Raw genomic sequence first — 20,696 nt, 5'->3', positions numbered from 1 at the left:
GCGTGCAGAAATAAATCGGGCCACGACCGCTTTGTCCGCCACAATCCGGCCTAACGCGTAGCTGTTCATCCCAACGTGTCGTCAAAGAACCTTCCGGGGAAGTTCACCATCATGACTAATCTTCGTTTCGTGCTGCTTGCCACCACGGCTCTGACCGCGATGCAATTGGCAAACTCGGCATCGCATGCGCAAAGCGCAGCGCCGCTCGTGGTTGCGCAGGCGCAGCCACAGGAAACCGGCCCTGACGGAAAACCGAAGCAGCCGCCGAAGGGACCACCAGCGGCCGCGCCTCCGGCGGCGCCCGCGCGCCCGGCCGCACCGCCGCCCGCAGCTGCACCGCCCCATCCGCCCGCGGCGCCTCCGCCGGCCGCCGCACCGCCGCGCCCAGCAGCGCCGCCACCGCCACCTGCGGCCCGTCCGACGCCCCCACCGCCGCCTGCCGCGCCGAAGCCGCCTTCGCCGCCGCCGGCTGCGGCTCCGCAACAGCATGCGCCGCCTCCGGCACCGCCCGCGGCGCGCCCGGCTCCCACACCGCCGCCCGCCGCAGCTCCGCAGCAGCACGCGCCCACGCCGCCGCCTTCGGCTCGCCCGACGCCACCGCCGCCTCCCGCAGCGGGCCCTTCGGGACGGCCCGCGCCTGCTCCCACGGCGACGCCTGCTCCGGCACCTGCCGCTCCCACAGCGCGCCCGGCGACGCCTAATGCCCCAACCGCCACGCCCGCTCCGACAGCAACCCCTGCGCCGACTGCAACCCCGGCTCCGCGCAGCACGCCGGGCACGCCGCCGACCGGCCGCCCCGGTGCACCGCCCCCTGGCGGACGTCCTGGCGCGCCTCCGGCCGCAGGGTCACCTGCTCCAGGCGCTACACCCGCACCGACCGCCACGCCGGCACCCGGTGGCGCTCCGACGCCGCCGCCGTCCGGACGTCCGGGTTCGGCTCCCGCACCCGGCGCTACCCCGGCCCCGACAGCGACGCCGGCCCCAGGCGGCGCCGTAACGTCCCCGCCCGGTCGTCAGGGTGGAACCCCTCCTGCTGGCGCGCCCGCTGCGGGAGCTCCACCGACCCAGCCGCAGGCAGGTGTCCCACCCCGGCCGACGCCTCCCCCCGGGGCCGCAGCGCCGAGCACCGTCCCCGGCTCGGCGGCCGCAACCCCACCGCCCAACAGGGCGCAATACGCTCCGCCGACGGTTGCGCCGGCCTTCCGCGCCGCGCCCACGACGACCACACCCCTGCCACCACCGCCGCGTCCGCCACAGCGTGATCTGACGCCGATCGCGATCGGTGCAGGTGTCGTCGCCGGTGCTGTGATCGGCGCCACCATCGCCGACTACCGCAACCAGCGACGCGAATCCGTCGAAGGCGGCCGCACCGTTTACACCGAGCCGGACCGCATCATCGTTCGAGATCCGGGTGGGCAGACATACGTCCGCGGCAACGATCTCTATCGCTTCCGCTATGGCGCCCGCGACATCCGCACCGACACTGTCGGCGGCGATAACCGCACCGTGGTGATCCGTCCCGACGGCAGCGAGATCATCACCGTGGTGGGTCAGGACGGTCGATTGCTGCGTCGAATCCGCAGGGACCCAGCCGGGCGCGAGATCATCATCATCGACAACAGCTACCGCGATCCGCGGTCGGTCGGCGGCTTCTACGTCGACGCGCCGCCTCCGGTGGTCAACATTCCCTACGATCGCTACATCGTCGACGCCGAGGAGGCGTCGCCGGACGTGATCTACCAGACCATGGTGGCACCGCCGGTGCAGCGGATCGATCGCCGCTACACGCTCGACGAGATCCGCTACAGCCCCAATGTTCGCATGCAAATGCCGAGCATCGACGTCAACACGATCAACTTCGAGACAGGATCGTGGACCATCCCACCGGACCAGGCGGAGAAGCTGCAAGCGATCGCCGACGGTCTCAACCGCGCTATCCAGGCCAACCCGCGCGTGGTCTTCCTGATCGAAGGTCACACCGACGCGGTCGGCAACGACGTCGACAATCTGTCATTGTCGGACCGCCGTGCGCAATCCGCGGCCGAATTGCTGACCCAGCAATTCAGTGTGCCGGCTGAGAACCTGACGTCGCAGGGCTACGGCGAGCAGTACCTGAAGGAGCAGACGCAAGAGCCGAGCGCGATCAACCGGCGCGTCACCGTCCGCAACATCACGCCATTGCTCAACGGCGGCCAGGCCTCACTGCCGCCGCCCCCGCCCGGCACTGCGCCGCCGCGCTGAGGCGACACACAAATGCAAAATGGCCGGGAGCGATCCCGGCCATTTTTTTCGTCATTGCGAGGAGCGAAGCGACGACGCAATCCAGACTGCCGCCGCGGAAAGATTCTGGATTGCTTCGCTTCGCTCGCAATGACGAACGAAATCGCAATCCCTGTTCCGGCTAATCCTTGTCGTTCTCCAGCCGGAATATCTGCGAGCCTTCGCTGCCCGAGAGCAGACCCGTGTCGCTGTAAAGCTTCAGCTTGGCGCGGGTATCGTTGATGTCGAGGTTACGCATGGTGAGCTGACCGATGCGGTCGGCCGGTGTAAACGCCTCGTTCTCCACCTTCTCCATGCTGAGCCGCTCCGGCGCATAGGTGAGGTTGGGGCTCTCGGTGTTGAGGATCGAATAGTCGTTGCCGCGGCGCAGCTCGAGCGCCACCTCGCCGGTGACGGCGCGCGCGACCCAGCGCTGCGCGGTCTCGCGCAGCATCAGGGCCTGCGAATCGAACCAGCGACCCTGATAGAGCAGGCGGCCGAGACGCATGCCGCTGATGCGATATTGTTCGATGGTGTCCTCGTTGTGGATGCCGGTGACGAGGCGCTCATAGGCGATGTGCAGCAGCGCCATGCCCGGCGCTTCATAGATGCCGCGGCTCTTGGCTTCGATGATGCGGTTCTCGATCTGGTCGCTCATGCCGAGGCCGTGGCGGCCGCCGATCGCGTTGGCTTCGAGGAACAGCGCGACGGGATCGCTGAAGGTCTGGCCGTTCAGCGCAACCGGCTGACCTTCCTCGAAACGCACCACGACCTTCTCGGCCTTGACGCTGCAGTCGTCGCGCCAGAACGGCACGCCCATGATCGGGTTGACGATCTTGATGCCGCTGTCGAGGCTTTCGAGATCCTTGGCCTCATGCGTGGCGCCGAGCAGATTGCTGTCGGTCGAGTACGCCTTCTCGGCGCTCATCTTGTAGGCAAAGCCCTGCGCCGTCATGAAGGCCGACATCTCGGCGCGGCCGCCGAGCTCGTCGATGAACTGCTGGTCGAGCCAGGGCTTGTAGATGCGCAGGCCCGGATTGGTCAGAAGGCCGTAGCGGTAGAAGCGCTCGATGTCGTTGCCCTTGAAGGTCGAGCCGTCGCCCCAGATGTTGACGCCGTCTTCCTTCATCGCCGCGACCAGCATCGTGCCGGTGACGGCGCGGCCGAGCGGCGTGGTGTTGAAATAAGTGATGCCGCCGGTCGAGATGTGGAAGGCGCCGGACTGGATCGCGGCGATGCCTTCGTGGACGAGCTGCGTGCGGCAATCGACCAGCACCGCTTTCTCGGCGCCGAACTCCATCGCCTTGCGCGGGATCTCGTTGTAGTCGGCTTCATCCGGCTGGCCAAGATTGGCGGTATAGGCGTAGCAGCGCGCGCCCTTCTGCTTCATCCAGAGCAGCGCCGCGCTGGTGTCGAGGCCGCCCGAAAAAGCGATACCGACTTTCTCACCCTTGGGCAGGCTTTTCAGGATCGTGGTCATGGGGCTTCCAATCGGTCTCGAAGGGCTGATGTCGTTTCACGGGTTGACCGCGCGATTATCAAATTTCGCGGGTCTCGGCACCCATTTAATGGCTCAAACTGAGGGCTCGGCGCCCGTCTTGCGGCCGAACAGGCGCTGACGAAGCCTGTAGGCGGGCCAGTTCAGCCGGGTCAGGGTGGCATCGACCGCCGCGTCCGAGAACCGGGTCCGCGGCCAGCGGTAGATCAGCGCGAAGGCAAACCAGATCACGACGAAGGTCACGAGGCCGGCGATCGAGACATCGGTGAAGAAGTGGCCGCCGAAGGCCATCCGCAGCCCGCTGGTCACGAGGCCGAACACCACCGCTCCGGCATAAGCGAGCGGCCGCCACGCCGGCGGCGCCAGTGCCGCCGGCGCCAGCGTCCAGAACGCGGTCGCGCCCTCGCCAGAGAAGAACGAGCAGTTGCGCGCGCAGCCGCCGCGCGGATCCCACCACGGCACGAATTGCTGGTCGCCGGCAAACTGCGTCACCACCACCGGGCGCGGCCGACCCCAATAGGTCTTGAAGGTGAGATTGGTCAGGATGCCGGCCGACAGGATGATCGTGACCAGCAGGAAGACGATCGCGCGCCCCGATACCATCAGCGGGCGGTCGGGACGGACCATCTTGACCACAAGCGCGATCAACGGAGGCAGCACGAACGCCCAGGAGACCCACATCGCGGCATCGCGCGCGAAGCCGGCCCAGCCGTTCAGCTTGAGCGGAAACGACTTGGTGTCAGGGTCGAAGAACAGCGCAGCAAGCTTGAGATCGAGCTCGGGATAGAGGCCGAAAACGACGCCGATCACGAGCCACAGCGCCAGGGCGATGAAGAGTCCGGTCCGGTTCATGGCGCGCGGTTTAGCGGAGTGGGGCGGGGATGGAAACCCCGGCGGAAGCAAGGAAAGTCACCGCGAATCCGGCCTTGAATTCGCCGGCAGCGGCGGAGGCGGCGTGCGCGGGGGCGGCGGATTACGCCAGGCACCGGCGTTGCGGCCGGCGATCAGCCAATAGACGATTCCGGCGACAATACCGGCACCGGTCATGATCTCCAGATGCCGCCGCACCACGCCCTCGAACTGCAACGTATCGGGGTGAAAGGGGATCAGGCCGAGATAGCAGGCGAGCCCGACGATGCCACCGCCGCCGGCGTAGGCAAGCGCGCTGCGGATGTAGAGCGCTTCGGTGATCGCGACGATCACCGCCGCCGGCACCAGCGCAAAGCCCGAGACGAAGATGAAGCCGAAGCCGAGCAGGATGTCGATCGCGCCCTGATCGACGGGGCCGGCGCCAAGATCGGCAAATTCCGGAAACAGCAGCGCGACGACGACGATCATCCCGCCGACGAAACAGGCGGCGAGGAAGCCGATGAAAATGACGATGAGGCGGCCGATCAGGGACATGACGCCAAAACCACCATCATTGCGAGGAGCCCGCGACAAAATTGCGAAGCAATTTTGCGCTGGTGCGACGAAGCAATCCAGACTGCTTCCGCGGTGACATTCTGGATTGCTTCGCTTCGCTCGCAATGACGAGGAGGCGAGAGCGCGAGCATGATCAGGTCAATCCGTCATCGCCATGGCGCGCAGCGTCTGGCGTTCGCGCACCGAGAGCTTTTCAGTTTCCGACTTGAGCTGGCCGCAAGCGGCGAGAATATCGCGGCCGCGCGGAGTGCGCACCGGCGAGGAATAGCCGGCGTTGAAGATGTATTCGGAGAACTTTTCGATCTGGTCCCAATCCGAACATTCATAGGCCGTGCCGGGCCAGGGATTGAACGGGATCAGATTGATCTTGGCGTGAACGCCCTTGAGCAATTTCACCAGCAGCTTCGCATCGTCGAGCGAATCGTTGACGCCCTTGAGCATCACATATTCGAAGGTGATGCGGCGCGCGTTGGACGCGCCGGGATAATCTCGGCAGGCTTGCAGCAGCTCGGCGATCGGATATTTGCGATTGAGCGGCACGAGCTCGTTGCGCAGCTCGTCACGCACCGCATGCAGCGAGATCGCGAGCATCACGCCGATCTCGTCACCGGCACGCACGATGTTCGGCACCACGCCCGACGTCGATAGCGTGATGCGGCGGCGGGAGATGCCGATGCCTTCATTGTCGCCGACGATGAGCAGCGCATCGCGCACCGCCTCGAAATTGTAGAGCGGCTCGCCCATGCCCATCATCACGATGTTGGTGACACGACGCGTGCCGTCCTCGCGATCGGCCCAGTCATTCAGACGATCCCGCGCGACCATCACCTGTCCCACGATCTCGCCGGCGGTGAGATTGCGCACCAGCCGCTGCGTGCCGGTGTGGCAGAAGGAGCAATTCAGCGTGCAGCCGACCTGGGAGGACACACACAGCGTGCCGCGATCGGTTTCGGGGATGTAGACGCACTCGACTTCATGCGCCCGCTCGACATTGTCGCCGCTCGGCAGCCGAAGCAGCCATTTGCGGGTGCCGTCGTTGGAGACCTGCTCCGCCACGACTTCGGGCCGGTCGACGGTAAAGCGCTCAGCGAGATCGGTCCGAATGCCCTTCGAGATCGACGTCATATCGTCGAAGCTCCGGGCGCCGCGGAAATAGAGCCAATGCCACAGCTGCTGCACGCGCATCTTGCGCTGCGCCGGCGCGACGCCGATCTCGCCGAGGCAATCGGCAAGCTCGGTGCGCGACAGACCGACGAGCGAGGGCCTCGCCGGCGGCACATAGGTTTCGAGCGGAGTCTTCTCCACCAGTGTTGCGTTGTGCGGCTCGGTCATCGGTTGCCTGAGATTGCTGCTGTCTCGTCATGGCCGGGCTTGTCCCGGGCATCCACGTTCTTTATCCGCCCGTAGCCAGCGCGTGGATGGCCGGGACAAGCCCGGCCATGACGGCTGTACCTTGGGAATAGCCCCTATATAGCAACCGGAACCGCCGATTGCGACCGTGATACCGCCCGCAGCCTTAACGCCTGCAATCCTGCGAAATCCGGTCAAGCGCCTGCGCGAGGCCCTTCAGCGAGAAGGTGTCGGTTGTCTCGGTTCCTTTGGCTGAGACGCCCTTGACCACGAGATCGGCGGATTTGCGCATGGCCTCGACCATCCGCTCTTCCTCGGCCGCGTTCTTGATCCAGAGACCGTCGCCCTGCGAGTACATGGCGAAAGCGCCGCCGCCGACTTCGACCGAGGATTCGGAGCCCGGCTTCAGCGCGTAGCCGATCATGACCGAGACTTCGTTGTTGACCTTCTCCGCCGGGCGGGTGGAGACGAAGGCATAGGCTGGATCGCGCGGCCGATTCGGCGGGTTGGTCTTCGACGACGACGGCTTGGCCAGCGCGAAGCAGACCTTTTTGCCGTTGGGCGCGGCCGAATAGGCGCCCCAGGTGCCGAACTGGCCGATCAGGGTTGGCTCGGCGCCGCCCGCAACCGCCGCGGGAGCGGCCATCGGCTTGCTCTCGGGCTTTGCAGCCGTCTTTCCGGTCGTATGGGCCGCCGGCGCAGCCGATTTCGGCGCGGCCTCCTTCGGTGCAGTTTTGGGCGCCGGTTGCGCCGTCTGCGCCCGCGCGGAATTGGTGATTCCACCGGCTGCCACGCCAGTCATTAGAGCTAAAATCAGCACCCGCCACATGCTGGAGTGGTTCCCTCAATATTGTGACTGGAAGATGGCCCGGCCGCGCGTTGTCCCCGCGGCAGGGATAGCCGGAAAAGTCCAATTTGGGAAGGCAGTTAGGGAAGGTTGCGGTGACTAGGCCCTGGATCGCGCCGCACGCTGCTCCGTCCATTGCGCATCGGTCCAGCGCAACAAATCCTCGGCGCCGGAGCTGCGCAAATGCGCGCCACCGTCGATCACCACCATCTCGCCGTTGATGTAGCCGGCACGATCGGAGATCAGAAAGCTGGCGAGGTCGGCGAGCTCGCTGTGCTCGCCGGCGCGCCCCATCGGGTTGCGCGCGGCCCACCCTTCGTCGCGGCCCTCGGGGCGAAGCTGCCCTGAGGCACCAGCGGTCGGGAACGGTCCTGGCGCGATCGCGACGGTGCGGATGCCCTTCGGGCCCCACTCGACCGCAAGACTCTTGGTCATCGCCAGCATCGCCGACTTCGCCATCGCCGACGGCACGGTGAAGGCGCGACCGGTGATGGTCGAGGTCGAGAGGATCGAGAGCACGACGCCGCCATGCTTGCCCTCGATCCAGCGCTTGCCGGCGGCAAGCGTGCAATACATCGCGCCATGCAGCGTCGGCGCGAGGATCGCATCCGCTGCACGGAACGACAAATGCTCACTCTGCGCGATGAAGGTCGCAGCGGCATTGTTGACGAGAATATCGAGCGGCGCCTCGCGCCAGATGGCATCCATCATGCTCTCGACGGCGGTGCCGTCGCGGATATCGCAGGCCACGGTGGTGATCTTGCCGCCGGTCTCTTCGCGCATCTCGCTCGCCGTCGCTTCCAGCCGATCGAGCTTGCGACCGCAGATCACGAGCTCCGCACCGAGCGCAAGGAAGCGGCGCCCCATCGCCGCGCCGAGACCCGAGCCACCACCGGTGACGAGGATGCGCTTGTCCCTAAGCAGGCTCGTTTCAAACATCGTTTGAATCCTTCTTGTTATTTCGTCGTTGCGAGCGAAGGCAAGCCATCCGGAAACCGTACCGCGGAAATAGCCTGGATTGCTCACGATGACTGGAGGATAGGCCGGCGCGCAGTTTCTACAAAGAAACCGGATTGTCGCCCGTACCTAAATCCGGCAGAAACGGGCAAACTGTAATTCCACTCGAAACGCCCAAGGTGCCGCCATGAAAGCCATCCTCTGCTCGCAATATTGCCAGCCCGACGATCTCGTTCTGGCCGACGTGCCGGATCCGGTGGCAGGTCCCGGCGAAGCTGTGATCGCGATCAAGGCTGCGGCGCTGAACTTCTTCGACATCCTGATGATCCAGGGCAAGTACCAGATCAAGCCGCTGTTCCCGTTCTCGCCGGCCGCCGAAGTCGCGGGCGTGATCGAGAGCGTCGGTCCCGGCGTGACCGACGTGAAGGTCGGCGACCGCGTCGTGGCCTCCTGCGGCCACAACGGCGCGCGCGAAAAGATCGCGCTGCCGGCGGCATCGATCGTGAAGATTCCCGACAATCTCGACTATGACCGCGCGGCCGGCATCATCATCATCTACGGCACGGCGCTGCATGCGCTGGAAGATCGCGCGAGCCCGAAGCCGGGCGAGACGCTCGCGGTGCTGGGCGCCGCCGGGGGCACGGGCCTTGCCGCCTGCGAGCTCGGCAAGCTGATGGGCCTGAAGGTGATCGCCTGCGCCTCGTCGGACGAGAAGCTCGAATTCGCGAAAGCGCATGGCGCCGAGCTGACGTTGAACTACGGCAAGGAAGATTTGAAGGAAGGCTTGCGAAAACTTACCGCCGGCAAGGGCGTCGACATCATCTTCGATCCGGTTGGTGGCACCTATGCCGAGCAGGCGTTGCGCTCGATCGCCTGGGAGGGCCGCTTCCTGGTGATCGGCTTTGCCGCCGGCGACATTCCGAAGATGCCGCTGAACCTCGCACTGCTGAAGGGCTGCGACATCCGCGGCGTGTTCTGGGGCGCCTGGACGCGCATCAACCCGGAAAAGAACCGCGCCAATCTCGAGAAGCTCGTGAAGTGGACGGCGGAAGGAAAAATCTCCTCGCATGTCGACCGCGTCTTCCCGCTGGCACAGACTGCCGACGCGCTGAAGGTGCTCGCGGGACGCCAGGCCATGGGCAAGGTGATCTTGCATCCGTGAGGTCAGGGGCGACGCAGTCGCCCCATGCGCAACCGTCATCGCGCGAAAGCCGGCGCTGCTGAAGCTGCGCCGGTTTTTTCGTGCGCGCTCCATGGTGAAAATGCCATCAACCATCACCGCCAAAATTGCGGTGCATTCCCCCGCCTCGCCGTAATCAAACCCAAATGTTTCCCAATTCGCGCAAACCGCCGTCGTTTTTTGGGCTGAATCGGACGGCGATTTACCGGTTCCAGTTTGCGGGGCGCTTCTGGACAATAACAAGAAGACTGGAGCCGGGAAGGCCCCTGCGTTGCGTAGTAATGGGGAGCATCACACCATGGAGACGACGGCATACCGTCCGTCCAGGGAGTCGGGGGCGTTCGACTCCGATCAATCTGCGTCACATCCGCCTGCCAGGTCCTACATCCGTGCGCGCGCCGCACGGGCCGATATTTCAGATGATCCAATGCCGCTGTTCCTGTCCGATCCGCTCGGGGCACCGGACCCATTGGAGTACGCGCCACCGGGTTTGCGTCCCAGAACGAGGATGGTCTCGCGCGTTCTGGCCGCCATTCTGGTGGCGTCCACCCTCGCGATCCCGGTCACGTTGTTTCAGTCCGACCTTCGCCGGCTGCTGGCCGGCGATGCCGGAGGCTGGACCGACACAGCCGCGCAGCAAATTGCGACACCGGTCGGTCCGCCGGCCGCCCGGCAGACCCCGCTGAAGGATCCCGCCCGCGTAACCAACCCGATGCTGGCGAGCGCCGACCCGCAGGCCCTCCCTGCACCGTCGACGCCAAGCCGCGAAGCGATCGCGACCGCCTATCAGATCGCGCTGCAAACCCAAGGTCCCGTGCCGGCACCGGCGCCGCTCGTGGCGCAGCTTCCACCACCCGAGCCCGTCAGGGCACTCGATGCCGAGACGCTGGCAGGGCTGATGACGCGCGCAAGGAGCCTGATCGGCATCGGCGACATCACATCGGCGCGTTTGCTGCTCGAACGCGCGGCCAATGCTGGGGATGCAACGGCCGCGCTTCTGCTCGCACAGAGCTATGACCCCGCGGTGCTTGGCACCAGCGACGCGCGGAGCGTCATTGCCGACGCATCGGTCGCACGTGACTGGTACCAGCGAGCTGCATCACTCGGATCTGCGGAGGCACGCCAGCGCCTCGCCCGGTTTCAGAACTAGAACTCTTCAGGGAACATCATGCGTAACACTTTGCGAATGGCGCTTGCCGCCATCATGACGATGTGTGCCTTCACCGCCCGCGCCGAGCAGACCGAATACGATCCGGCCAAAGTATCGGACAGTTTGAAAGCCATCTTCCAGTTCGGCTCGAGCTCGACCAAGCAGGCGCTGAACGCCAACACCGTCACGCTGATAACAGGCACGATCGGCGGCACCTATGTGCAGTTCGGCGCCGATCTCGCCTCCGTGCTCGACGACGGCAACAAGATTCGCGTGCTGCCGATCGTCGGCCGTGGCTCGGTACAGAGCGTCGCCGACATCCTGTTCCTGCAAGGCGTCGATCTCGGCGTCGTGCGGGCCGACACGCTCGACTATCTCGAGCGCAAGGGTTTTGCCAAGGACATCAAGCGGCAGTTCACCTATGTGACAAAACTCTACAACGAGGAGATGCAGGTGATCGCACCGAAATCGGTTGCGACGCTCAAAGACCTCGAAGGCAAGACTGTCAGCGTCGATCTGCCGAACGGCGGCACCTTCGTCACCGCGCTCACCGTGTTCGAACGGCTCGGGATCAAGGCAAAATTCGTCTATGTCGAGCAGCGCATCGCGATGGAAAAGCTGAAGGCGGGCGAGATCGACGCCGTCATCGTGGTCGGCGGCAAGCCGTACAAATCGGTCTCGACGTTCGGCAATGACGGCCGCTTTCATCTTGCGAAGGTCGACTATGCCAAGCCGCTCCAGAACGACTATCTGCCGGCGACGCTGACTGCAAAGGACTATCCGAACCTGATCAAGGAGGGCGAAAGCGTCGACACGATCGCGGTGCCGGCGGTGCTCGCGCCCTATAATTGGGCGCCCAACACCGAGCGCTACCGCAAGCTCGCGCTGTTCGTGGACGCGTTCTTCACGAAATTCCCTGCGCTCCAGAACCCGCCTTTCCATCCCAAATGGAAGGAGGTTTCGCTCGCGGCACCGCTGTCCGGCTGGAGCCGATTGCCGGTGGCGCAGCAATGGCTCGACAAACACGGCGTCGAGCCAGTGACGCAGAAGCGCTTCGAGGCCTTTTTGAAGCAGAGCTCCACGGCTGCGAAAGTCTCCGACGCGGACAGGGAGACGCTCTTCAAGCAATTCCAGGCGTGGGACGCGGAGAAGGCGCGGGCGCAAGCTGGGCCGGAGAAGAAGTAGCGAGCGCTCGTATCCACACACTCAGTCGTCATCGCCCGGCTTGATGACCGGGCGATCCAGTACCCCGGACGCGGCAATGATTGAACCGAACGGTCGCGGCGTACTGGATTCCCCGCCTTCGCGGGGAATGACAGCGTGCTTGTGGCGAACGCTACGACACGGCTCCTAGATCGCCTCCACCTCATCCACCCCGCGCTTCAGTGCGGCGCGGGCGGCTTCGCGATGCTCGTTCGTGATGTGGCTGGCGACCATGCGGATCGCGGTGGCGAGCACGGCGGCGTCATCGGTGAAGCCGAGGATCGGCATCACGTCGGGAACGAAGTCGAACGGCAGGATGAAATAGGCGATCGCCCCGAGCAGCGACGCCTGGATATGGCGCGGCGTCTGCCGGTCGAAGGCGCAGTAATAGGCGGCGAGCAGATCCTCTGCGAAAGGCAGTTGCGCGGCGACACGCTTCAGCTTGCGCCAGAAACGGCGGCGCACGCTCTCGCGATCTTCCGCGAGCCGGTCGGCCGGCTCGAAACCAACGCTGTGCTCGGCAGCCATGGTCGACAAACTCCACTTCAGCCAAGGGTGGCGTCAGAGCGGCAGATCGCCGCATCGCGTGCTGATCACAAGATGGGGACGCGGCAGCGCCTCGCAAGATGTCAGCCTGGTGTCAGCTTGGCGATGGCGTTCATCGCCTTGGCAAGCTCGATGTCGAGCGCGGTGACGCCGCCGGCATCATGGGTCGCCAGCACCACCTCCACCGTCTTGTAGACGTTGCGCCATTCGGGGTGGTGGTCCATCTTTTCGGCGACCAGCGCGACGCGGGCCATAAAGCCGAACGCCTCGTTGAAATCCTTGAAGACAAAGGTCTTCCCGATCGCGTCGCGTCCTTGAACCACGGTCCAGCCAGGGAGTCCGCCCAGCGCCTGCCTGCGCGCCTCCGCCTCGAGCCGTTCTGCCATCGTCGCCTCCGTCCTTCAGGGGAACTTTACCCTAACACCGTGCTGGCGCCCCGGGTTCATACGGGATTTGTGCCGTCCGCTAACCATGACGGAGATGTAACCCCGCCGGACAGGAAATTTGCTACACTTGCGGGTGTAAATCGCCGGCCAAGATGAAACTGAACCTCAAGCGACTGTTCGGGAGATCGATGACCGGGGGATTGGACCTGGCTGAAGCGCCCACCCCGCCTTCGCCGCGATCAGCGGCGCGGAAGACGGCGCTCGTATCTCTGGCACTCGTGCTTGCGATCGTGGGCGCGCTTGCCGGCGGCTATTATTTCGCGATGCGGCCGGTGACGCTGAAGATCGCGGTCGGTCCCGCCAACAGCGATGACCTCAAGGTCGTGCAGGCGCTGACGCAGGCCTTCACTCAGAACAAGAGTCAGGTGCGGCTTCGGCCGATCCAGACCGACGGCGCCACAGCCAGCGCCGAGGCGCTCGCGGAAAGCAAGGTTGATCTCGCCATCGTGCGCGGCGACGTCGACGTGCCGAAGAACGCGCAAGCGGTCGCGACCCTGCGCAAGAACGTCGTGGTGCTGTGGACCGTGCCCGGCAAGGGCAAGAAGAAGGGCGCGAAGATCACCAAGATCGCGCAGCTCGCCGGCCATCGGGTCGGGGTGATCGGCCGCACCCAGGCTAACGTCAATCTGCTCAAGGTGATCCTCCAGCAATACGGCGTCGATCCTGCCAAGGTCGAGGTCATACAGTTCCCCGCCAACGAAGCCGCCGAGGCGATCAAGGCCCAGAAGGCCGATGCCTATCTCGCGGCCGGCCCTGTCAACAGCAAGATTACGTCGGACGCGATCGCCGCCACTGCCAGGGAAGGCGGCACGCCGGTCTTCCTCGCGATCGATTCCGCGGATGCGATCGCGCAGAACCATCCGGTTTATGAAGCCTCGGAGATTCCGGCCGGCACCTATGGCGGCTCACCCGTTCGCCCCGACGACGAGGTCAAGACGATCAGCTTTTCGCACCACATCGTGGCGCGCAAAGGCGTATCCGAAACCAACATCGCCGCGTTCACGCGCCAGCTTTTTGCCGTGCGCCAGCAACTGGTGACTGAATTCCCGCTGGCGGCGAAGATCGAAACGCCCGACACCGACAAGGATGCGGTGATCCCGGTGCATCCCGGCGCGGCCGCCTTCGTCGACGGCGAGGAAAAGACCTTCCTCGACAAATACAGCGATTACATCTGGTGGACCCTGATGGCGCTCTCGGCCATGGGCTCGATCGGCGCCTGGTTTGCGGGCTATTTGAAGAAGGACGAGCGCGACAACAACAATCATCAGCGTGAACGCCTGCTCGACATGATCGCGGCGGCACGCAAGAGCGAGACGACCGAAGACCTCGACCAGATGCAGACCGAGGCCGACGACATCCTGCGCAATACGCTGCGCTGCTTCGATCACGGCGCGGTCGAAGAAGCCGCGCTCACCGCCTTCAACATCGCGCTCGACCAGTTCCATGCGGCCGTCGCCGATCGTAAGGCTGTGCTGTTCAGCCTGCCGCAGAACCTGCAACGTGCGGGCGCGCAGTTCAGGGCCGCCGGCAGCGCGTAATCGCTGCGTCACATTGTCTCGATATAGCGTCGGACTTCACCGTAGCGGCCGCCTTGGGCGGTCCGCGTCACGCGATATCGAGACCGTCCCATGAACATCAAATTTTCACGCCGTCGTTTCCTGACGACCAGTGCCGGCGCGCTTGGCGCGGTCGCAATGCCCCATCTCTCCCGCGCGGCCGACCGGCCGGCTGTGACCCATGGCGTGCAGTCTGGCGACGTCACCGTCGACGGTGGCGTGGTCTGGGCGCGCGCCGACCGTCCCTCGCAGATGCTGGTCGAAGTGGCGACGACGGAGTCGTTCAGGGATGCCCGCGCGCTGCCGCCGATCGCGGCGCTGCCCGAGAGCGACTTCACCGCAAAGATGCTGATCGAAAACTTGCCGGGCGGGCAGGACATCTTTTATCGCGTCCGCTTCCGCGACCTTTCGCACACCGCGGTGGAGAGCGAGCCGGTGACCGGCCGCTTCCGCACCGCGCCCGCCGACCGCCGCAACGTCAGCTTCGTCTGGGGCGGCGACGTCGCAGGACAAGGCTGGGGCATCAATCCCGACGACGGCGGCATGTTCACCTTCTCGGCGATGCGCAAGCACCGTCCGGATTTCTTTCTGCACTCCGGCGATACCATCTATGCCGACGGTCCTATCCAGTCCGAGGTAAAGCTCGCCGACGGCAAGATCTGGAAGAACGTTACGATCCCCGAGAAGGCCAAGGTCGCCGAGACGCTGGACGAGTACCGCGCCGCGCACAAATACAATTTCACCGACGACAACGTTCGCGCCTTCAACGCCGAAGTGCCGATCTTCGTGCAGTGGGACGACCATGAGGTGACCAACAATTGGTCGCTGTCGAAGGAGCTGCCAGCGACCTACAAGGAGCGCGACGTCACGCTGCTCGCGGCGCGCGCAGGCCGCGCCTTCCACGAGATGTATCCGATGCGCGAGAGCATTGTCGAGCCCGGCCGGGTCTATCGCCAGATCTCCTACGGCCCGCATCTCGAATTGTTTGTGCTCGACGAACGCGGCTATCGCGGCCCGAACGGCCCCAATCTCGAGACCGCTTACGGCCCGGCCAGCTACTTCCTCGGCCCGGACCAGATGGCCTGGCTCAAGCGCGGCCTCCTAAATTCGCGCGCGACCTGGAAGGTGATCGCCTCTGACATGCCGCTCAGCCTCGTCGTGTCAGACACGCCGAAGGGCGGCTCCGAGGCGTTTGCGCAGGGTGACGGCCCGGTGCGCGGCCGCGAATTCGAGATCGCCGACATCCTGCGCTTCATCAAGATGGCGCCGATCAAGAACACCGTGTGGCTGACCGCGGACGTGCACTACGCCGCCGCGCATTATTACGATCCGAACAAGGCGCAATTCCAGGAGTTCGAGCCGTTCTGGGAATTCGTCTCGGGGCCGCTGCATGCGGGCACGTTCGGTCCGAACGAACTCGATAACACTTTTGGGCCGGAGGTGCGCTTCGTCAAGGCGCCGGGCAAGGACGACCAGAACCTGCCGCCGTCCACCGGCATGCAATTTTTCGGTCACGTCAAGATCGACGGCGGGTCCGGCCAGATGACGGTGACCTTGCGCGACCGCGCCGACGTCGCGCTGTGGTCGACCACGCTTGATCCCAAGCCGGCTTGACCGGCTTCAGGCGCCACGCGACCGTAGCGCGATCTCCAGCGCCTCGCTCGAGCATGGCTTTTGCAGACGCGGCCGCTTGACGAAATCGGGAGCGATCCGTGCTTCGGCGTCGTAACCGGTGACGAAGACGAAGGGAATTTGCAGGGCCGCCAGCCGCTCGGCGACCGCAAAGCTCTTCTCGCGGCTCAGCTCGACGTCGAGCAGCGCAAAATCGGGAGCCCGCGCCGCGATCGCGGCCAGCGCCTGCGCCACCGATCCCACCGTGCGCACGCTCTTCACGCCAAATCCGAGCAGGCGATCCTCGAAGTCGATTGCGATGATCGGATCGTCCTCGACGATCAGGACATCGGCAGGACAGTCTGAACCATCGGAAAGAGCGGGTGCCATCGCCACAACTTGGAGCATGAGGTTTCTCTGATCAGGACAGCCGCGTCACGACGCCTGCGCGCAGCGCGCCGGAGGGTTCCCGGAACGAAACCCACCACATCGCAGTTGTTAGGTCTGTCCACTTGTGCACACAGGACCTGGTTGGAACTAGCTAATGTGGAGGCGGATGGGAGTTTAAGATGGACGCGCGCACCAGCAACGCCACCGAGATCGACAGCCGGCCGACCAACAATCTGCTGCGGCGCTTGAGCCAGGCCGATTTCACCCTGCTTGCACCACACGTCATGGTCGAAAACGCCACGGCGAATGAACTGCTCTACAACCCCGGCGACGACGTCCAAGTGGTCCATTTTCCATGCGGGCCGGCGCTTGCGACCTTTGTGGTTCCCAATGAGGACGGCCGCGATGTCGAGACCATTCTGGTCGGCCGCGAAGGCGCGGTCGGCGGCATCGTCAGCGAGGGCTATCTGCCGGCCTATACCCGGATCTGCGTGAAATTCGGCGGGCCGTTTGCGCGAATTCATGTCAGCAAGCTGGAGGCCGCCAAGCAGCGCTCGCCGTCGTTGCGCCATGTCTTCGCTCGCTACGCCGATTGCATGCTGGCGCAGATCTTCCAGTCCACCGCCTGCAACGCCATTCACTCGATCGAGCAGCGCACCGCCAAATGGATGCTGGCGGCGATGGAGCGGACCGGCGACGCGAGCAGCGTGCCGCTGACGCACGAACAACTCGCGACGCTGCTCGGCGTCGGCCGCAGCTATGCCAGCCGCGTGCTCCAGTCGTTCAAGGCGGAAGGCGTGCTCGACACACGGCGCGGATCGATCCTGGTCCGCAACCGCGAGGGTCTCCGCCTGCGCGCCTGCATGTGCAACGAGGCCGTGAAGATGCACTTCGAGGAGGTGCTGCGCGGGGTCTATCCGACCGAGGAGGGCGAACCTCAACTCGGCATGAGGTCCAAACGCTGATACGCGCGCCGAAGCCTGGCTCAATAAGACCGCGAACCCATGCCAGAACTGTTGAGCGGGAAGAATTGAAATACGATCCGATAATGCCCGCGAGCAGTTTGCTAAAAGTCGGATCCGACCTCTTCCATTTTGGCCAGCATGCCTGGCCAACCGCCGCCCATAGCGCGATAGCCGCCTTCGTCTTCCGGCCGGAAGCCAGATTGCTCCATCCGAACGGCTGTGCCGCCGCCGACTGCTGTCAATGTCCAGGTCACGATGGTTTTGAGGCCGCCTTTGGCCTGTTCGCCGGATGCGTTCCAACTGTAGACCAGCCGCTCGTTCGGAACGATTTCCAGAACTTCGCAGTCCGTGACGCCATTCCATCCGTAGATGGGCTGTGCGCGAAAATTAAAATGGTGGCCGACGCGAAGCTCGAAGTCGTTCTTCATCAACCATCGGTCAATGAGAGCTGGCCGCGTCAGTACACGCCACACCTTGTCGGGTTGGTAAGGCAGCGTGCGCTCAACAATCAATGAGCGCAGGGCGACAGCTTCGGTCACTGATCCATCTCCCTCAGTAAATTTTCCATTTGATTGAAGCGCTCGCGCCAGAAACCTTCGTAGTGCCCAAGCCAATCCATAAGAGGCGCGAGACCATCGGGCTGGGCGCGATAGAACACCTGCCGACCATGACGCTCGTCCGTGACCAATCCGGCCGAGCGCAAGGCTTTGAGATGTTCCGATACCGAAGGCTGCGAGACGTGGGCGCCAGCAGTTAGGGCGCTCACGGTCAGGTCTCCCTCTCGCGAAAGCCGCTCGAACAGGCCCCGTCTGGTAGGATCGGACAAAACTCGAAAGAGCTCGGTCGCCTGTGTTTGGCTCATCATTATCCATAGGGCGTTACCTATGGATCTGTCAAACATACATCGGCGTATGCCTATGGATCGTGGTTCACGATGATCCTGGCCGCGCCGCGGCGGCGGGCATCCCGGAACCCTGAACATTAACCGCCATCCGGTTGGGCCCGAGTCGAGGTTCGCAATATCGGAGAAGCTGCGGGCTGGTCAAAGTCGCCTTTCAGCAAGCAGCCGGTAACGTCCGGGCACGGCTGGCGATCAGCGAGTTCTGGCCCAGCCTGCCCCATAACCCCCGGGGATTCCCGGACAAAATTCAATCAACCAACAGCCAAAGAACACATTGTTTTTTGGCTGTTTCTGCATATATTGCGCCGCAACGCACAGGGTACCCGGTCGAAGAGATCGGGTTTCCTTTTTTGGGCGGAAAGCGCCCCGTTTCCAGACTTTCAGCGTTGTTTCGAGAACAGGTCCCGGTCTGACCGGCGAGATCGCGCTTAACCCATTGTCCGACCGCAAAGAAGCTCACTCATGAACCTTCGCAACATCGCTATCATCGCCCACGTCGACCACGGCAAGACAACGCTCGTCGACCGTCTCCTCCAGCAATCCGGCACCTACCGCGAGAACCAGAAGGTGACCGAGCGCGCCATGGACTCCAACGATCTGGAGCGCGAGCGCGGCATCACCATTCTGGCGAAGGCGGCCTCGGTGCAGTGGAAGGACACGCGCATCAACATCGTCGACACTCCCGGCCACGCCGATTTCGGCGGTGAGGTCGAGCGCATCCTCAACATGGTGGACGGCGCGCTGGTGCTGGTGGACGCCGCCGAAGGCCCGCTGCCGCAGACCAAGTTCGTGGTCTCCAAGGCGCTCAAGGTCGGTCTGAAGCCGATCGTCGTCATCAACAAGGTTGACCGTCCCGACGCGCGGGCGACCGAAGTCATCAACGAGGTGTTCGACCTGTTCGCGGCGCTCGACGCCAGCGAGGAACAGCTCGACTTCCCGATCCTCTACGGGTCGGCCAAGCAAGGCTGGATGGCCGAGAGCCCGGATGGGTCGCACGAAGCCGGCATGCAGCCGCTGTTCGACCTGATCGTGCGCCATGTCGCGCCGCCGACCGTCGAGGAAGGCCCGTTCCGCATGATCGGCACCATTCTCGAAGCCAACCCCTATCTCGGCCGCATCATCACCGGCCGCATCACCTCGGGCTCGATCAAGCCGAACCAGGCCGTGAAGGTGCTGGGCGCCGACGGCAAGATGATCGAGCAGGGCCGCATCACCAAGATCCTCGCCTTCCGCGGCATCGAGCGCACCCCGCTCGAAGAAGCCGACGCAGGCGACATCGTCGCGATCGCCGGCCTGACCAAGGGCACTGTCGCCGACACCTTCTGCGATCCGTCGGTCGAGACCCCGCTCGTGGCGCAGCCGATCGACCCGCCGACCGTGTCGATGTCCTTCATCGTCAACAACTCGCCGCTCGCCGGCACCGAAGGCGACAAGGTGACCAGCCGCATGATCCGCGACCGCCTGCTGCGCGAGTCCGAAGGCAACGTCGCGCTACGGGTCGTCGAAGCCTCCGACAAGGACGCGATGGAAGTCTCGGGCCGCGGCGAATTGCAGCTCGCGATCCTGATCGAGACCATGCGCCGCGAAGGCTTCGAGCTTTCGGTGTCGCGTCCGCGCGTCGTGCTGCAGAAGGACGAGGCCACCGGCGCCACCCTGGAGCCGATTGAGGAAGTCGTCATCGACGTCGACGAGGAGCATTCCGGCGTCGTCGTGCAGAAGATGAGCGAGCGCAAGTCCGAGCTGGTCGAGATGAAGCCGTCCGGCGGCAACCGCCTCCGGCTGGTGTTCTACGCGCCGACCCGCGGCCTGATCGGCTATCAGGGCGAACTGCTCACCGACACGCGCGGCACCGCGATCATGAACCGTCTGTTCCACGGCTACGCGCCCTACAAGGGCGAGATCCAGGGCCGCCGCAACGGCGTCCTGATCTCCAACGACCAGGGCGAAGCGGTGGCTTACGCCATGTTCAAGCTGGAAGATCGTGGTCCGATGATGATCGAGCCAGGCTGGAAGGTCTACAAGGGCATGATCGTCGGCGAGCATACCCGCGAGAACGACCTCGAGATCAACATTCTCAAGGGCAAGCAGCTCACCAACATCCGAACCACCTCGAAGGACGAAGCGGTGCGCCTGACGCCGCCGATCCGGATGACCCTGGAAAAGGCGCTGGCCTATATCGAGGACGACGAGCTGGTCGAGATCACGCCGAAGTCGATCCGTCTGCGCAAGCGGCACCTCGACGCCAACGAACGCAAGCGTGCGGAAAAGTCCAAGGAAGCGGTGGCGTAAGAGCCACTCAGACACACGACGAATGCATCATGGCCGGGCTTGTCCCGGCCATTGACGTCTTCGATACTGGTGTCAATGACGTGGATGCCGGGACGAGCCCGGGCATGACGATGAAATTGACCG

At 64.4% G+C, this 20,696-nt stretch carries 19 protein-coding genes; 8 read left to right on the top strand and 11 right to left on the bottom strand.

The features are described from left to right. Positions 1-111: 111 nt before the first annotated feature. Positions 112-2,241: an OmpA family protein gene (locus tag ABIB00_RS27935; RefSeq protein WP_354106570.1), complete on the top strand. Its 2,130-nt coding sequence runs from the start codon at positions 112-114 to the stop codon at positions 2,239-2,241. A 160-nt stretch (positions 2,242-2,401) separates the two neighbouring features. On the opposite strand, the gene argG is transcribed toward ABIB00_RS27935, so the two are convergent. The 6 genes from argG to ABIB00_RS27905 all read right to left on the bottom strand — a co-directional run bounded on the left by argG (position 2,402) and on the right by ABIB00_RS27905 (position 8,318). Continuing rightward, the gene (gene argG / locus ABIB00_RS27930; RefSeq protein WP_354106569.1) at positions 2,402-3,739 is read right to left on the bottom strand and encodes an argininosuccinate synthase; all 1,338 of its coding nucleotides are present in this window, start codon (positions 3,737-3,739) and stop codon (positions 2,402-2,404) included. Between the two features lie 93 nt (positions 3,740-3,832). Continuing rightward, positions 3,833-4,609, bottom strand: coding sequence for a phosphatase PAP2 family protein (locus ABIB00_RS27925; RefSeq protein WP_354106568.1), 777 nt, complete (start codon positions 4,607-4,609; stop codon positions 3,833-3,835). Between the two features lie 57 nt (positions 4,610-4,666). Next, positions 4,667-5,161, bottom strand: a complete 495-nt coding sequence (locus ABIB00_RS27920) for a hypothetical protein (RefSeq protein ID WP_247352392.1) — start codon at positions 5,159-5,161, stop codon at positions 4,667-4,669. Between the two features lie 159 nt (positions 5,162-5,320). Continuing rightward, positions 5,321-6,514 (bottom strand): dual-specificity RNA methyltransferase RlmN, encoded by a 1,194-nt coding sequence (rlmN, locus tag ABIB00_RS27915; RefSeq protein ID WP_247352395.1) that lies wholly within the window; start codon positions 6,512-6,514, stop codon positions 5,321-5,323. A gap of 184 nt (positions 6,515-6,698) precedes the next feature. After that, a complete protein-coding gene (locus ABIB00_RS27910) occupies positions 6,699-7,361 on the bottom strand; it encodes an invasion associated locus B family protein (protein ID WP_247444135.1) in 663 nt (220 codons plus the stop codon). Between the two features lie 117 nt (positions 7,362-7,478). Then, positions 7,479-8,318: an SDR family oxidoreductase gene (locus tag ABIB00_RS27905; RefSeq protein ID WP_354106567.1), complete on the bottom strand. Its 840-nt coding sequence runs from the start codon at positions 8,316-8,318 to the stop codon at positions 7,479-7,481. Between the two features lie 205 nt (positions 8,319-8,523). On the opposite strand from ABIB00_RS27905, the gene ABIB00_RS27900 reads away from it, so the two are divergent. From ABIB00_RS27900 to ABIB00_RS27890, 3 genes are all read left to right on the top strand, one after another. After that, on the top strand, positions 8,524-9,498 hold the full coding sequence (locus ABIB00_RS27900; RefSeq protein ID WP_354106566.1) for an NADPH:quinone oxidoreductase family protein: 975 nt from the start codon (positions 8,524-8,526) through the stop codon (positions 9,496-9,498). A gap of 445 nt (positions 9,499-9,943) precedes the next feature. Then, positions 9,944-10,666: a hypothetical protein gene (locus tag ABIB00_RS27895; protein ID WP_354106565.1), complete on the top strand. Its 723-nt coding sequence runs from the start codon at positions 9,944-9,946 to the stop codon at positions 10,664-10,666. A gap of 18 nt (positions 10,667-10,684) precedes the next feature. After that, complete coding sequence (locus tag ABIB00_RS27890) at positions 10,685-11,851, top strand: TAXI family TRAP transporter solute-binding subunit (protein WP_354106564.1); 1,167 nt, start codon at positions 10,685-10,687, stop codon at positions 11,849-11,851. Between the two features lie 165 nt (positions 11,852-12,016). On the opposite strand, the gene ABIB00_RS27885 is transcribed toward ABIB00_RS27890, so the two are convergent. Both ABIB00_RS27885 and ABIB00_RS27880 read right to left on the bottom strand, forming a co-directional pair. Next, positions 12,017-12,397, bottom strand: a complete 381-nt coding sequence (locus tag ABIB00_RS27885; protein WP_354106563.1) for a YkvA family protein — start codon at positions 12,395-12,397, stop codon at positions 12,017-12,019. 101 nt (positions 12,398-12,498) lie between these two features. Continuing rightward, positions 12,499-12,801: a 4a-hydroxytetrahydrobiopterin dehydratase gene (locus ABIB00_RS27880; RefSeq protein ID WP_247352408.1), complete on the bottom strand. Its 303-nt coding sequence runs from the start codon at positions 12,799-12,801 to the stop codon at positions 12,499-12,501. A 152-nt stretch (positions 12,802-12,953) separates the two neighbouring features. Here ABIB00_RS27880 and ABIB00_RS27875 point away from each other — a divergent pair, with 152 nt between their 5' ends. Together ABIB00_RS27875 and ABIB00_RS27870 are read left to right on the top strand one after the other, a co-directional pair. Further along, positions 12,954-14,399 carry a TAXI family TRAP transporter solute-binding subunit gene (locus ABIB00_RS27875; protein WP_354106562.1) on the top strand — a complete coding sequence of 482 codons (1,446 nt, stop codon included), beginning with the start codon at positions 12,954-12,956 and terminating at the stop codon, positions 14,397-14,399. Positions 14,400-14,489: 90 nt separating this feature from the next. Next, the gene (locus ABIB00_RS27870; RefSeq protein ID WP_354106561.1) at positions 14,490-16,031 is read left to right on the top strand and encodes an alkaline phosphatase D family protein; all 1,542 of its coding nucleotides are present in this window, start codon (positions 14,490-14,492) and stop codon (positions 16,029-16,031) included. 6 nt (positions 16,032-16,037) lie between these two features. Here the strand turns inward: ABIB00_RS27870 and ABIB00_RS27865 are convergent, their stop codons facing one another. Then, the gene (locus tag ABIB00_RS27865) at positions 16,038-16,436 is read right to left on the bottom strand and encodes a response regulator (RefSeq protein WP_247444144.1); all 399 of its coding nucleotides are present in this window, start codon (positions 16,434-16,436) and stop codon (positions 16,038-16,040) included. Between the two features lie 161 nt (positions 16,437-16,597). Here ABIB00_RS27865 and ABIB00_RS27860 point away from each other — a divergent pair, with 161 nt between their 5' ends. Beyond that, a complete protein-coding gene (locus ABIB00_RS27860) occupies positions 16,598-17,383 on the top strand; it encodes a Crp/Fnr family transcriptional regulator (RefSeq protein ID WP_354106560.1) in 786 nt (261 codons plus the stop codon). A 101-nt stretch (positions 17,384-17,484) separates the two neighbouring features. Here ABIB00_RS27860 and ABIB00_RS27855 read toward each other — a convergent pair whose 3' ends face one another. Together ABIB00_RS27855 and ABIB00_RS27850 are read right to left on the bottom strand one after the other, a co-directional pair. Beyond that, positions 17,485-17,922, bottom strand: a complete 438-nt coding sequence (locus tag ABIB00_RS27855; RefSeq protein ID WP_247352417.1) for an SRPBCC family protein — start codon at positions 17,920-17,922, stop codon at positions 17,485-17,487. Beyond that, positions 17,919-18,245 (bottom strand): ArsR/SmtB family transcription factor, encoded by a 327-nt coding sequence (locus tag ABIB00_RS27850; protein ID WP_354106559.1) that lies wholly within the window; start codon positions 18,243-18,245, stop codon positions 17,919-17,921. The genes ABIB00_RS27855 and ABIB00_RS27850 overlap by 4 nt, the downstream gene beginning before the upstream one ends. 501 nt (positions 18,246-18,746) lie before the next feature. On the opposite strand from ABIB00_RS27850, the gene typA reads away from it, so the two are divergent. After that, positions 18,747-20,573: a translational GTPase TypA gene (gene typA / locus ABIB00_RS27845; RefSeq protein ID WP_247444147.1), complete on the top strand. Its 1,827-nt coding sequence runs from the start codon at positions 18,747-18,749 to the stop codon at positions 20,571-20,573. Positions 20,574-20,696 lie beyond the last annotated feature (123 nt).

The sequence above is a fragment of the Bradyrhizobium sp. LB14.3 genome, assembly GCF_040547985.1.
In the GTDB taxonomy this organism is placed as follows: Bacteria; Pseudomonadota; Alphaproteobacteria; order Rhizobiales; family Xanthobacteraceae; genus Bradyrhizobium.
Note: the sequence above shows the minus strand (reverse complement) of the source record. Positions and strands in the feature narration are given on the sequence as shown.

Excerpts from the sequence above, each read along its gene's own strand:
- argG (WP_354106569.1), bottom strand. The coding sequence starts at position 3,739 with ATGACCACGATCCTGAAAAGCCTGCCCAAGGGTGAGAAAGTCGGTATC.
- ABIB00_RS27865 (WP_247444144.1), bottom strand. The coding sequence starts at position 16,436 with ATGCTCCAAGTTGTGGCGATGGCACCCGCTCTTTCCGATGGTTCAGAC.
- ABIB00_RS27905 (WP_354106567.1), bottom strand. The coding sequence starts at position 8,318 with ATGTTTGAAACGAGCCTGCTTAGGGACAAGCGCATCCTCGTCACCGGT.
- typA (WP_247444147.1), top strand. The coding sequence starts at position 18,747 with ATGAACCTTCGCAACATCGCTATCATCGCCCACGTCGACCACGGCAAG.
- ABIB00_RS27910 (WP_247444135.1), bottom strand. The coding sequence starts at position 7,361 with ATGTGGCGGGTGCTGATTTTAGCTCTAATGACTGGCGTGGCAGCCGGT.
- ABIB00_RS27890 (WP_354106564.1), top strand. The coding sequence starts at position 10,685 with ATGCGTAACACTTTGCGAATGGCGCTTGCCGCCATCATGACGATGTGT.
- ABIB00_RS27850 (WP_354106559.1), bottom strand. The coding sequence starts at position 18,245 with ATGAGCCAAACACAGGCGACCGAGCTCTTTCGAGTTTTGTCCGATCCT.
- ABIB00_RS27885 (WP_354106563.1), bottom strand. The coding sequence starts at position 12,397 with ATGGCTGCCGAGCACAGCGTTGGTTTCGAGCCGGCCGACCGGCTCGCG.
- ABIB00_RS27935 (WP_354106570.1), top strand. The coding sequence starts at position 112 with ATGACTAATCTTCGTTTCGTGCTGCTTGCCACCACGGCTCTGACCGCG.
- ABIB00_RS27880 (WP_247352408.1), bottom strand. The coding sequence starts at position 12,801 with ATGGCAGAACGGCTCGAGGCGGAGGCGCGCAGGCAGGCGCTGGGCGGA.
- ABIB00_RS27875 (WP_354106562.1), top strand. The coding sequence starts at position 12,954 with ATGAAACTGAACCTCAAGCGACTGTTCGGGAGATCGATGACCGGGGGA.
- ABIB00_RS27895 (WP_354106565.1), top strand. The coding sequence starts at position 9,944 with ATGCCGCTGTTCCTGTCCGATCCGCTCGGGGCACCGGACCCATTGGAG.
- ABIB00_RS27900 (WP_354106566.1), top strand. The coding sequence starts at position 8,524 with ATGAAAGCCATCCTCTGCTCGCAATATTGCCAGCCCGACGATCTCGTT.
- rlmN (WP_247352395.1), bottom strand. The coding sequence starts at position 6,514 with ATGACCGAGCCGCACAACGCAACACTGGTGGAGAAGACTCCGCTCGAA.
- ABIB00_RS27870 (WP_354106561.1), top strand. The coding sequence starts at position 14,490 with ATGAACATCAAATTTTCACGCCGTCGTTTCCTGACGACCAGTGCCGGC.
- ABIB00_RS27925 (WP_354106568.1), bottom strand. The coding sequence starts at position 4,609 with ATGAACCGGACCGGACTCTTCATCGCCCTGGCGCTGTGGCTCGTGATC.
- ABIB00_RS27860 (WP_354106560.1), top strand. The coding sequence starts at position 16,598 with ATGGACGCGCGCACCAGCAACGCCACCGAGATCGACAGCCGGCCGACC.
- ABIB00_RS27920 (WP_247352392.1), bottom strand. The coding sequence starts at position 5,161 with ATGTCCCTGATCGGCCGCCTCATCGTCATTTTCATCGGCTTCCTCGCC.